The sequence below is a fragment of the Polystyrenella longa genome, from assembly GCF_007750395.1.
Taxonomy (GTDB): Bacteria; Planctomycetota; Planctomycetia; order Planctomycetales; family Planctomycetaceae; genus Polystyrenella; species Polystyrenella longa.
The window spans coordinates 553,743-566,552 of record NZ_CP036281.1 but is presented as its reverse complement, the minus strand read 5'-3'; the positions used below and the strand labels follow the sequence as shown (position 1 = coordinate 566,552).

Sequence of the window (12,810 nt, the reverse complement as noted above, 5' to 3'; positions counted from 1 at the left end):
TAGACTGAGCGTCTCAGTAAGCAGAATTTCTCGGATCATCTTCTCATTTTCCTTCCAGAATTGCGAGTTGTGACGGAACGAACCTCGCCATTTCAGTCGATTCCCTCTGGGAATCCCTCACCAGCATCCACTCCGGTGCCAGAGCAGGCGAAAGTGCGCCCGTTTGCGGCCCTCTCGTCGACATCGGTGCTGGAATACTGTTGCCCGGGTGAGACAGAGTCGATCTCACGAGCAGTTCATCTCTCCCGGATGGCGGCGTTCTACCCCAAATGCCGGGAATGTCCTCACAATACGGAAACAGGGTCACTCGCCGTTCCGTTGCAAGCTGGTAAACCGGCGCCTGCAAAACCAGTCCATCGCGAACCGACTCCGGCAGAACTCTTCCGGGAAGAAGGTGTCCGCGGCGTTTACCTGAATGAAATCAACCGGACACGCGCCGAGCAAATCACCGCCACGTTCGCGCGGCTTTTGTGGCGAGAACGACCACTCATCGGCAGCCAGGAACTGGACCCGATCCACCGCAAAAAACCTCGGCCAGTCAGTTCCGTGCCCGTCCCCAAAGTCGTTGTCGGTTACGACCAACGCCCTTCCGCTCCCGACTTGGTGATGGGGGTTTATTCCCGCCTGCGACTGATGGGCTGCGAAGTGATTGATATCGGTCTCTCCACCAAACCCTGTTTCCTTCATACAGTTCACCACCTCGAAGGGGCCTCCGGAATTCTGGTCACTGGCGCAAACGCCGAGACCTCGTCCATCGGACTCGACTTTGTGGGGGCGGGTGCGGTTCCCTGGTCTCTACAGGGACAGCTTTCAACTATCCAATCAAATTGGGAACGGGCCGCTTCGCGTCCGCGTCGTCAATCTCCTCCTCAGCGCACCTTTCAAGCGTTCGTTCCCTACGAAGCAAGTTTGTGGAAACACTTTCATGCGCTGCGTCCTCTGACGATTGCCGTCGCCTCTCCGTCACGACTCGTGCTACGAACGTTAACGCGAATCTTTGATTCACTCCCCTGCACGCTGAAGCCGATGACACTTCCCCTGCGTGGGCTCCGCTCCAGCATGGCGGGCGATTCTGTACTCAAGGGTTCGCCGAAAAACGATTTAGATATAACCCAATTGCAGGAATTCATTTCAACAGAGAACGCCGATTTCGGTTTTTTGATTGAAGAAGATGGCATGCGTTGTCAGACACTCGACGAACAGGGACAGGTCGTTTCTTCCGAAGAATTGACGTTAATGCTGGCTGAACTGCTACTGGATGTCCGCCGTCCCGTACTACTGGACGAAGCCAGCAACGAAACTCTGATTGCCACGCTCCGAATGCTTGGTTTGAACGTTCTGACAGGCATCACGACACATGAAGAGACGTGCAAACAACTCGCCGCTCAGAATGGTTTACTGGCCGGAGGAAAGAGTGGTTACTTCTGGTACAACAACCTTTTCCCCACTGCCGACGCCATCCTCACCCTCGCCCACATCCTGCAAATGCTCAGTCGACAAGTGAAACCGCTGTCGGAACTGAGACCGGGGACAATCAGCTAAAACGAGTATCCAAGATTGCCGAGACAACCTCGCTAGAGTTGTCTCGGTTCCGCATGCACAAAAAAGTATCAAGTCCTCTTCAGTGAGACTTGGTGGATTGAGAGAAATCTTCATAGCAAATTCGCAGCCATCATCCTGCGATATTTCTCGACGTTCCATGCCTCAACGTTCAGCTTTAGGTTCTTCTACGAATTTCATCAGCTCGCCATCGTACTCGCGTGCATCCGGATGTCCCAGCATGAAATTGTTAAGCATTCGTGAGGGATGATTCTGACTTGCGAGATCTATTCCAATCACTTTCCATTCATTTTCAGCATTTAGGGAACAGTTTAAAACAATCGCCCCTGTAACTACATTTTCCTCAGTGACTGGAAGAAGTGCTTCTTCAGTCAGCGCCACTCCAGCATGCTCATCAATAAAAATCCTTTTAATCTTCAGAGGCTTGTCTCGTCCATTTTTCCTGAGTCCCGATGACATTTCTTGAAGCTCTTCAGCCAGACGATCTTGCCAGGTCATCCCTGGTCGAGGGCGGTTTTCCAGTTTTCTGGTTTCGAAATCCACGAAGTCTGCGGCCTGTTCAATATTTTCTGTGTACAGGCAGTACAGAAACTTAGCCGCACAGGCGTGTACAGGTTCGTAAGTTTCGAACTCCTTCGGGTAACTGACTTCCGTTGATATTGGAACCGGGCTATTTTCCTCCTTCTGCTGCGATGTTTCTGGCGACTTCACCATTCGGTCGGGAGATGTTGCCCCTCTCATCAGTAATAAACTACCGCCAGTCCCCAGTAATAACAGGGCAAAGACAGCCACCCCAATCTTCGCAGTTTTTGACATGGCCATTAGTTTCAACGCTCCAGAGCTATAGGAAGATAATGAGGAAGAACCCGCTAAACCTGACGAAACGGCGGTGGCCTTCGCCGTCGACAAAGTCACTGTTTGAGCAATGAGGGTGGTGGAGATCGTTCCGGCGGAAAACGTGCTCGATGATTGCCAGGCAGCAAGGGCGGCCCCATAAACGATGCCTCGTTTCACTAGCCGTTTCTGCAACAATTTTCGTCCTCGAGAAAGACGTGCCTTGACCGATGCCTCAGAGGCATCAAGTTCACGGGCAGTTTCCTCGCGAGACTTCCCTTGCAGATAACAAAGCACAATCGGCCCCCGGTAAGACTCCGGCAACCGGCTCACCTCCTCTTGCAGGGCGAGCGCCGATTCAAATTCGTCCTGCTTCTCTGCGGCTGAAGTCTGTTCCATTGGCTCACCCTTCAGAGAAACGGAGGGATGGCGTGCTCTTTGCTGATACCGCTCGATCGCTTCTCGATGCGCCACCGTAAACAACCAGCCGATCAGCGAATCGGTTTCACGAATCGAATCTCCCTTAATCGCCAGCTTGAGAAAGACTTGTTGAAAGCAATCCTCTGCGTCCTGTTTATCGCGCAGGATCCGATTGCATATCCCCATGACGAGCGATGCATGCCTCTCCACCAGACTGGTGAAAGCGGCTTGATCCTGGCTCGCGAGAAAACGGGCTAAGAGTTCCGCATCAGAGTGCGAAACAGAGGACGAATCAGTTTGCCTAGCTGAGGTTTGAGAGTGATGCATCCAGCCTCCTAACCAGCATGGTGACAGAAAAATAGTGGTTCTGTCTCTATGGAGGGGCGAACATTGGGTGACGGACCTTTGATCTCGTCATTTTTTCCAGCAATCGCCAAAATACTCGAAGTTAGTCGTTCTGGGATCGATACGCCTCAAACACGGCGCTGTTGTCGGCTTCGCCAAAGCCTTTGTCGCGGGAAGTTTCCAGTAAGGTCCGGTGAATCGCTGAAAGCGGGAGCGGAATAGCCTGCTGTTCGCCAACGTCTAGAATCAAACGCACATCCTTCAAGTGCTGGGCCAGACGGGCCTGGGGTTCGTAATTCTGATGAATCATCTTCTCCCCTTTTTTATCCATTACCAGCGACCAAGCCGGGCTTGCCTTTAAGATTTCCAATGACTGTCCCAGATCAAAGCCGATCCGCTCGGCAAAGGAAAGTCCCTCAGCCAACACGGCGCGATTCAGACCCAGCACCAGATTCACGACCAGTTTCATCTGGGCACCAGCGCCCCATGGACCGACGTGGAATTGTTGTTTGGAAAAGCATTCCAGAACATCCTGCCCCTGCGACACCCCTTCGGCGGTGCCTCCAATCATGACGATCGATTCGCCATCTCGCGTTTGCTGGCTGGAGCCACCAACCGTGGCATCCAGGTAACCAACGTCCAACTTGGCCAAGTGCTCCCCCATCGCCGCCATCTCCGTAGGGTGCCCGGTGGTGACATCAATCACGAGGTCACCCGGTTGGAGTTCCGATTCCAAACTGTGCAATAGTTCGCTGGAAATCGTAGAGTTCGGCAGACAGGTAATTACGCGAGAGGCCTGTTGGACCACTTCGATCGGAGTGTCAGCGGCGGTGCCTCCCTGCTCAGCCAGCCAGGTACGAGCCGATTCAATGAGGTCAAAACCAACAAGTTCATATTCTGTCCCTCGCAGTCGCTCAACAATCGCGGAGCCGAGTAACCCGATCCCAATAATCCCGACGGTGGTTTCTCGCGACATGGTTAATCCTTCTGGTGGCTATCTTGGGGGCAAATCCGGACCGAGTGAAACTTTCTGTGATTCCAAGCTCAACGTACCTACAGGATGAATGGAAAACAAAAAGGGTGGCCCAGACAGTCTCGACGAGTTGTCCGGATGCCGCAGGCACACAAAACGCTGAAACATAATGCGGTGATACCAACCCGACGTGAATCGCTTCTTCGCCAACCGACGTTAATCAAGAACAGGCATGATGACCGGGTCAGGACAGATCGATTTCAATTCGGCCAGCTCGGCGCTTGCGGCTCGAATGCGACCTTCGGTTGTCATGTGTGTCATGATTACGACGGGCACGATTTGTCGGGACTCTCCATTGGCCTCGGGCGATTCGGGAGTTTCATGCTGAATGATCGAGGCCAGGCTAATCTGATTTCGTCCCAGAATATCGGCCATCTCAGCAAAAGTATGAGGTTGATCAAGTACGCTGAACCGCATGTAATACCGTCGGCGAATCTCTTCTGCGGGTAGCACTTTTCGGGCGGGTCGATCACTCCATAGATCCATGAATGGAAAAATGAGATCACTGCGACCAGCGACCGTGTCGACAAGGTCAGCAATCACGGCCGAGGCGGTCGGGTTCTGACCCGCACCGTATCCGGAGTACCAGGTTTTTCCGACGACATCCCCTTCGAGGGCGACCATGTTATTCACACCACTGACCTGAGCCAACGGCTTATCGAGTTGTACCAGTGTTGGTTGAACGTGCATCTCGAGTTGTTCGTTTAATAAACGGGCGACTGCAATCAACCGAACCGAGTACCCCAGCTCATCCGCGTAGAGCAAATCTTCCAACGGAAGCTTGTCAATGCCCTGTCGCGGAAATTGATCAAGCGAGACCTTGGTTCCGAAAGCGAGCTGGGTCAACAGGCCCAATTTCTGGGCGGCGTCTGTTCCATCAACATCCAAAGCGGGATCTGCTTCGGCATAGCCCAGCTCCTGAGCTTCCCTGAGGACGTCGGCATAATCGCGTCCACCGAGAAACATTTCGGAGAGAATGAAGTTACTCGTACCGTTCAGAATCGCTTCGATGGAGGTGATCTGGTTTCCAACCATCGCCTGACTCAGCACGTGAATAATCGGCACGCCCCCGGCGACGGCAGCCTCAAAAGCGATCGTGCGGCCCTGTTCACGGGCCCGGGAGAATAATTCTTCACCATGCTCGCATAACAAGGCCTTGTTGGCGGAGACGACATGTTTCCCACTGTCGAGCAACCGCTCCATGTAATCTTTCGCCGGATTAATTCCCCCAATCAACTGTACTGCAATCTGGATGGATTCGTCATCGAGAACATCCTGCAGGTTGTCCGTCACCATTTCATCAGGGAGATCAATGTGTCGAGGTCGAGATTTATCCCGAACGACCACTTTCGCCAGTTTAATCTGTTTTCCACAGCGGCGAGTCAGGCGTTCAGATTCTTCGAGAAGGACTCGGGCGACTCCGGTACCGACGGTTCCCAGACCAATCAGGGCAATTTTTACTATTTCGGACATCAGGTTGCTTTAAAGTTGGCTTGGAGAGGGGCTTTTTCGGTTATTGTTTCCGCGGCGCTGCGGTTGATCCCTTAGACAGCGGATCTGGGCTCGATTGTAGCGTTATCGGGAAGGAATGCATCCGTCGAGGACGTCTTCTCGTCCTGATTTTGCGGCCTGACCGTTAAAAACTGGGTACTTCAATTTAGATCATCACTCGCAGGTTGCTTTGCGAGCGAGACGAAACGGTTTATAATCAATGAACGTCTCTATCAGTTTTAAAAGGTCTTCCGTCGAAATGACAGACAATCAATGCCGCCCATTACGTATTGGGGCGGTCAGTTATCTCAATGCCAAACCTCTGGTTTATCGCCTGGCCGAACTGGCGCCCGCAGCGGAATTGAAGCTCGATTATCCCAGCCGTCTCGCGGACCAACTTGCCGCGGGAGAGCTGGATGTTGCTCTGATTCCTTCGATTGAGATCACCCGAAACCCTTCCTGTAAGCTGATTTCGGACGCCTGCATAGCCAGTTGCGGACCTGTTCTCAGCGTAAGACTTTACAGTCGAGTTCATCCGGGCAAAATCCGGACACTCGCGCTCGACGTCGGTTCGCGGACGAGTGCGACGCTCGTGCGGATTTTTCTCTCCGAGAAATACGGAGTCCAGCCAGAACTTGCCCCGCTCCCTTTCGGAAAACCGGTGGAAGCATCAGAATGCGATGCCATCCTGATGATTGGCGATCGGGCGATGCATGTGCCGGAAGAAGAATTTGAAGTTGTCTGGGATCTTGGCGAAGAATGGTACAGCTGGACCGGGCTGCCGTTTGTCTTCGCCGCCTGGGCCGCCCGCACCCATGTCGAACTGGGCGAACTGCCGGACATTCTCTCTGAAGCACGAAATCAGGGCGTTGAACATCTGGCGGAAATAGCAGCGGAAGAAGCGCCCAAACTGGACCTGTCACCAGAACTGGCAGAAAACTACTTAAGAAACAACCTACACTTTCATTTGGGATCAGCGGAACGGAACGGATTGAGACTGTTTCAGGATCTCGCGACCTACTTGCCTCCGGGAGGAATTGACATTGTCCAGCGACATTACGTCTCTACTCGATAAAGCGATTGCCGGCGAACGACTGACTCCGGAAGACGGTCTGAAACTCTTTGAGTCACACGACCTAACCGCCATCGGTAGCGCTGCGCACCAGGTGACTCAGCGACTCCATCCGGAACCGTATCGTACCTATAACATCGATCGAAACATCAATTACACCAACGCCTGCACGGCTGTTTGTGATTTCTGCGCCTTCTATCGGCCGCCCAATCATCCTGATGTCTATGTTCTGGAGCAGGATGTCCTCTTGCAAAAAATTCAGGAGACAGTCGACCTGGGTGGTGATCAGATTCTGATGCAGGGAGGCCTGCATCCTAAACTGTCTCTCGAATGGTACGAGAAAATGCTCTCTAACATTAAAGAGAACTTCCCCCAGGTAAATATCCACGCGTTCAGCCCTCCGGAAATTCATCACTTCACCAAAATCAGCAAACTTCCTCTCAAAACCGTACTCGAACGGTTAAAAGCAGCGGGACTGGGTTCCATCCCCGGTGGGGGCGGTGAGATTCTGGTCGACCGTGTTCGGAAAGAAATCACACGTGGGAAAGTCTTGACCGACGACTGGTTGAATGTCAATCGCGTCTGGCACGAACTGGGAGGACGATCCTCGGCCACCATGATGTTTGGACATATCGAAACTTTGGCCGAGCGTGTCGAACACTTGGAACGCCTCCGTCAGTTGCAGGACGAAACCAGCGGATTCACCGCTTTCATCTGCTGGACGATGCAGCCTGAGAATACAGACATGTCCGATGTTCCCCCTGCCGGAGCATTTGAATACCTGAAAACTCAGGCTATCGCACGTTTGTATCTCGATAACTTCCCCAACATTCAGTCTTCCTGGGTGACCCAGGGAGACAAAATCGGCCAAGTCGCGCTCTTCTTCGGAGCCAACGATATGGGAAGTCTGATGATCGAGGAAAATGTCGTCTCGCAGGCAGGAACGGTTTATCACCTGTCGCTCGAAGAGATCCGACGATGCATTTCCGAGGCGGGTTACATCCCCCGACAACGAAACGTTTTCTACGACCTGATCGACGAAGACCTGGCGCCAAAGGTAACGCCTGGTCGGTCTGTAGCGACTTTGCCGATTCTAAATTGAACAAGCCGGTCCCCCCGGCCAGCTCCGCTCTTTCACCCCGACAACCTCTAGGCTACTCTTGAAGAACAGCCTGCGGCAGACAGCCTGTCGTGTTAGTGATCGAATTCTCAGAGGGCGTCTTGTCCTCTCGATGATATGTGAAAGAACGTGAAGCAGATATGATTCGGGTTCAGGATCTCTCCAAATCATTCGCTGATTTAAAGCGAGGGCAGGTAAAAGCCCTCGACTCCGTCAGCTTTGAAGTTCAACCGGGAGAGATCTTCGGACTGCTGGGCCCGAACGGCGCCGGTAAGACCACCTGTTTAAGAATCTTAAGTACTGTTTTACGCCCCACGGGTGGCCTGGCCGAAGTCGCTGGCTATAACGTGATGGATAACCCCGCTCAGGTTCGCGCGAACATTGGCTTTATGTCGGGGAATACCGGCATTTACGACCGGATGACTGGTCGCGAGATGGTCGAGTACTTCGGTCGACTCTATGGAATCAACGAAAACGAACTGCAACCACGCATCGACGACATTTTCGAAATGTTACAGATGGAAGATGTGGCGGAGATGCTCGGTTCCAAAATGTCGACCGGTATGAAGCAGAAGGTTTCCATCGCCCGTACAATCGTGCATGACCCACCCGTGTTGATTTTCGACGAACCCACCTCCGGATTGGATGTTCTCGTCGCGCGGGCTGTGTTGAAAACGATCGAATCGCTCAAGGATCAGGGCAAGTGCATCATCTTCTCTACTCACATTATGCGCGAAGTCGAGAAACTCTGTAATCGCGTCGCCGTGATTTACAAAGGTCAGATTCTGGCCATCGGCACAGTGAAAGAGCTGGAAGAGAAATACAACGAACCCGATATGGAAGAACTCTTCTTTGAGTTAATCCGTCTACACGAAGTCGAAATCGCCGCCCAGAATACAACCGGACAAAACGGATGAACTGGAGAAATATACGTCTGATATTCATGCGTGAAGTTCGCGATCTTCTTCGAGACCGCCGAACCTTGTTCATGGTCTTTATGATGCCGCTGCTGCTCTACCCAGCGCTCGGCATTGGTATGGCGCAGATGATGCTTTCCTATCGGGAAAAGGTCCGGACTGTTGTCGTCCTCGGTGAAGAACATCTCCCCCCCCCACCGCTGCTGGCAGATGGACAATTCGCGGGCCGCTGGTTTCCCACGGCCAAAGAGTCTTCACAACTGGAAGTCGTTACGCCACAGACACTGAAAGCTGCTGAAGGAGACCTTCCAGAGAATCCAACGGAGGGTGTACGCACTGCGCAGCAGGACGAAGTCGAACGACTAAAACTGCTTGTTGATAATGCAAAGAACCTGGGCAACGTGCATCAGAAACTGATGCAGCTAAACGGTGAATACGACCAACTCCTTGAGCAGAAGATTAAATCACGAAAGAAAGACGATGAAGGGAAGGAGTCACCCGAAACCTCTTCGCCCTCCCCTGCTGATTCAGACCTTGAAAAGCGGATGGCGGATCTGCAACAGGAAATCGAACTGACACATGATGAATTGAGTGACCTGTTCGCAATCAGCAATATGCAGGTCTTGATTCTGGTCCCCGACGGATTTGCAGAGTCGATTGAAAAAACAACGACCCAGATCGCCGAACGAAACATTACTGAAGAAGGCAACGGCGTTTCCGTTCCTTCGTTGACGGTGCTCCATAACAACGCCGATCAGAAATCACAAATCGCCTACTCGCGAGTCCGAACCGTACTCGCCTTGTGGGAAGCCGATATTCTCAAACAGCGGCTGACGGCGGCCAGCCTTCCCGAATCGATCACCTCGCCCGTCAATCCTAAGTCGGTCGACCTGGCGAGCGCTCAAGAGTTATCGGCCAACGTGTGGGGAACCATCATCCCGGCACTGCTGATCATTATGGCGATGACGGGAGCGTTCTATCCGGCCATCGACTTGGCGGCAGGAGAAAAAGAACGGGGAACAATGGAAACGTTGTTGATCTGCCCCGCGTCTCGAACAGAAATTGTCTGGGGTAAGTTTTTCACCGTCCTCAGCTTCAGTATTGCCACAGCGATTTTGAATTTAGTCAGTTTAGGATTCACGACCAAATATATGGTGGCGCTCGGTGGCGGCGGCTCGGGTGGCCTCGCCCAATTGGGAGTTATCGCCCCGCCCTCTCTCGAAGCGATCTGCTGGGTGGTCATCCTGTTAATTCCCATCGCGGCGTTATTTAGTGCTCTCAGCTTCGCGCTGGCCACGTTTGCCCGCAGCAGCAAAGAAGGCCAGTATTACCTGACTCCGATGCTGGCAGTGACCACTGGTCTGACTGTATTCTGCGCGTCCCCCGCAGTCGAAATCACTCCCTTCTACAGTATCATGCCTGTCATTGGCGTGGGATTACTGCTTAAGGGATTGCTCAGCTCACCGGATGTCTCCATGATGCTGATCTATGTAATCCCCGTCCTGATTACCAGCACCGGTTACAGCCTGCTGGCGCTCTGGTGGGCCATTGACCAGTTCTGCCGAGAAGACGTGCTTTTCCGGGAAGCGGAACGGTTCAACTTAGGTTTGTGGATTAAACAATTACTGCGTGAGAAACAGGCAACCCCCACCTTCCCGGAAGCGGGGCTCTGTTTTCTACTGATCATGTTCCTGCAGTTCGCCACGATGAACCTCACGCGCAGCCTGCTGGGACCAATCGATGAATCTGCGGCCCCCACGGTGATGTTGAAGCTACTTCTGATTCAGCAAATTGCGCTGATCGCCGCCCCCGCGCTGATTATGGGCGCTATGCTGGCGGGCAGTTTGCGGCAGACATTCAAAATCTACATGCCACCGTTGCCACACCTGTTGATTGGCATCTCACTCCCGTTCGTACTGCATCCGCTGGTGATCGAGCTGGCCCAGAGCCTGCAATGGTTCTTTCCCCCGTTGCCGGAGCAGGTCGAACAGGCACTGTTACTGATGCAAGACAATAACATCAGTCCGTGGTTACTGCTGTTAACCTTCGCGGCTGCGCCTGCCATTTGTGAAGAAATCGCCTTCCGCGGATTCATCCTGAGTGGCCTAGCCCATCATGGTCGGTTGGGTATTGCGATCGTCTTTTCGAGCCTGGCCTTCGGCTTGATGCACATGATTCCGCAACAGGTTTTTAATGCATCGCTGCTCGGTCTGGTACTGGGTCTGCTCTGTTTAAGAAGTAACAGCCTGCTTCCCGGAATTCTGTTCCACTTTGTGAACAACGGAATCGAAGTTCTGCGGGGCGTCTACCAGAAAGAGCTGCAGTCTTCTATTTCACCCGGAAACCTGTTTGTCACCTACACCGAGACCGAATATCATTATCACTGGCCCACATTGATTATCTGCGGGATTGTCTCCGCAGCGCTGATTTACTGGCTGTATCAAAATCCAGCCCGTTTATCGCCTGCCCAGCAGCAGCCCGCTGCGGATAAATTTCGATTAAAATAAATCCCGGGCGGAGCCTGGTTGAACTCGTCTTGAAGGAGTAAGAAAGTTGTCCATGTCAGGAAGTACCGGACGTTGTTCACTGCAGGCACGTTGGCTATTTACGACGCCGCAGGAAGTCGTCGAAAATCAGGTTCTGGAAATCGACGAAGGACTGATTACGGATATTCACCAGAAGCCGTATTCAGAAACGATCCAACTGGACGATTGCTGTATCACCCCTTCGTTCGTCAACGCCCATGCGCATCTGGAATTCAGCGATCTCGCGGAACCTTTTCCAGTAGAGAAATCTTTCACGGGCTGGGTACGAAATATCCTGCAGTACCGTGAGAAACGACGGAATGCTCTCGCCGACCTGGTCATGGGAGGCCTGTTTGAATTGCGTCATACCGGCAGCGCCGCTGTTGCCGACATCTTAACGGGGAACCTCTCGCCCGCCGACTACCGCGACCACTCCGATTTCCCCGTCAGTTCCGTCGTCTTTCGAGAACTGATTGGTCTTCTACCCGAATCTCATGACGAACAGATTCACCTCGCAGTTCAACATCTCGAACAGTTCCACACTCACGAAGACGATCCCTTCGCCGAGCAGACGACTTGCACGTCGGGCGGACTGAGTCCGCATGCTCCTTATACTGTCCAGATGCGACTCTTCGAACAGTTGGCGAATCTGGCGACAAGCCGAAACGTGCCTGTCGCATTCCATCTGGCGGAAACCAAAGCGGAACTACAGTTACTAAAACGGCAGAAAGGGGAGTTCCGTGATCTACTCGAAGATCGTGACATCTGGTCTTCCAATCTGTTTGCGAAAAACGGGAGTCCACTCGACTACCTGCAACTGCTGCGGAATGTTCCCCAGGCGTTAATCGTACATGGGAACTATTTGAACCAGGATGAACTTCAATACATAGCCAACCATCCCAATATGACGTTGGTCTATTGCCCCCGAACGCACCATTACTTCGGTCACTCTGTTCACCCGTGGGAACAGTTATTGAAGTTGGGAGGCCGCGTTGCCATCGGAACCGATGGCCGATCGTCCAATCCAGACTTGTCGATGTGGAATGAGCTACGTTTTTTGAAAGAAAAGTCGCCGCGCGCCGACGACCAGCAACTGCTGCACCTGGGCACGCAGGCCGGAGCCAAAGCCCTGAATCTGCCTGAATTCGGATCGCTGAAACCGGGAGCCTCTGCCAGTCTTAACATTATCCGCCGCGCCGCCCCCGCCCGCTCCCTTTTCGCGTTTGAAAATGACTTGGTCGGGACGATGATCCGGGGCCAGTGGATTCACGCCCCGGTCTAATCCTCCGCCCAGCGAACACGCCGTAAGCCGCTTTCTTCGTATCGCTTACTTTACTCCCCTTCGGTCATCCCAGATAAGCTACTGCCGAGGCATCGAGCAGCTGCGCGCGAACGCTCAAACAGACGGCCAACCCAGCTTCATCAAAGTTTAACATTCGGCTACGGCAATCTTCACACTTCGCGCCTACCATCCGCGCCAGGTTGATTGTCCG

9 protein-coding genes are annotated in these 12,810 nt (G+C 53.1%); 6 read left to right on the top strand and 3 right to left on the bottom strand.

All coding sequences use genetic code 11. The annotated features are described in order from the left end of the window. The first annotated feature begins 69 nt into the window (after positions 1 to 69). Positions 70 to 1,542, top strand: a complete 1,473-nt coding sequence (locus Pla110_RS02085; protein ID WP_144992709.1) for a phosphohexomutase domain-containing protein — start codon at positions 70 to 72, stop codon at positions 1,540 to 1,542. Between the two features lie 162 nt (positions 1,543 to 1,704). Here the strand turns inward: Pla110_RS02085 and Pla110_RS02080 are convergent, their stop codons facing one another. The 3 genes from Pla110_RS02080 to Pla110_RS02070 all read right to left on the bottom strand — a co-directional run bounded on the left by Pla110_RS02080 (position 1,705) and on the right by Pla110_RS02070 (position 5,665). Further along, the gene (locus Pla110_RS02080; RefSeq protein ID WP_144992707.1) at positions 1,705 to 3,141 is read right to left on the bottom strand and encodes an RNA polymerase sigma factor; all 1,437 of its coding nucleotides are present in this window, start codon (positions 3,139 to 3,141) and stop codon (positions 1,705 to 1,707) included. A 121-nt stretch (positions 3,142 to 3,262) separates the two neighbouring features. Continuing rightward, a complete protein-coding gene (locus tag Pla110_RS02075; protein WP_144992705.1) occupies positions 3,263 to 4,135 on the bottom strand; it encodes an NAD(P)-dependent oxidoreductase in 873 nt (290 codons plus the stop codon). Between the two features lie 213 nt (positions 4,136 to 4,348). After that, positions 4,349 to 5,665, bottom strand: coding sequence for a homoserine dehydrogenase (locus Pla110_RS02070; RefSeq protein ID WP_144992703.1), 1,317 nt, complete (start codon positions 5,663 to 5,665; stop codon positions 4,349 to 4,351). Between the two features lie 277 nt (positions 5,666 to 5,942). On the opposite strand from Pla110_RS02070, the gene Pla110_RS02065 reads away from it, so the two are divergent. The 5 genes from Pla110_RS02065 (at position 5,943) to Pla110_RS02045 (ending at position 12,599) form a co-directional block, all read left to right on the top strand. Next, positions 5,943 to 6,758, top strand: a complete 816-nt coding sequence (locus Pla110_RS02065) for a menaquinone biosynthetic enzyme MqnA/MqnD family protein (protein WP_144992701.1) — start codon at positions 5,943 to 5,945, stop codon at positions 6,756 to 6,758. Further along, the gene (gene mqnC / locus Pla110_RS02060) at positions 6,727 to 7,857 is read left to right on the top strand and encodes a cyclic dehypoxanthinyl futalosine synthase (RefSeq protein WP_144992699.1); all 1,131 of its coding nucleotides are present in this window, start codon (positions 6,727 to 6,729) and stop codon (positions 7,855 to 7,857) included. The genes Pla110_RS02065 and mqnC overlap by 32 nt, the downstream gene beginning before the upstream one ends. A 158-nt stretch (positions 7,858 to 8,015) precedes the next feature. Next, a complete protein-coding gene (locus Pla110_RS02055; protein WP_144999537.1) occupies positions 8,016 to 8,792 on the top strand; it encodes an ATP-binding cassette domain-containing protein in 777 nt (258 codons plus the stop codon). Then, the gene (locus Pla110_RS02050; RefSeq protein ID WP_144992697.1) at positions 8,789 to 11,299 is read left to right on the top strand and encodes an ABC transporter permease subunit/CPBP intramembrane protease; all 2,511 of its coding nucleotides are present in this window, start codon (positions 8,789 to 8,791) and stop codon (positions 11,297 to 11,299) included. The genes Pla110_RS02055 and Pla110_RS02050 overlap by 4 nt, the downstream gene beginning before the upstream one ends. Positions 11,300 to 11,351: 52 nt before the next feature. Then, complete coding sequence (locus Pla110_RS02045) at positions 11,352 to 12,599, top strand: amidohydrolase family protein (RefSeq protein ID WP_144992696.1); 1,248 nt, start codon at positions 11,352 to 11,354, stop codon at positions 12,597 to 12,599. The last annotated feature ends 211 nt before the right edge of the window (positions 12,600 to 12,810 follow it).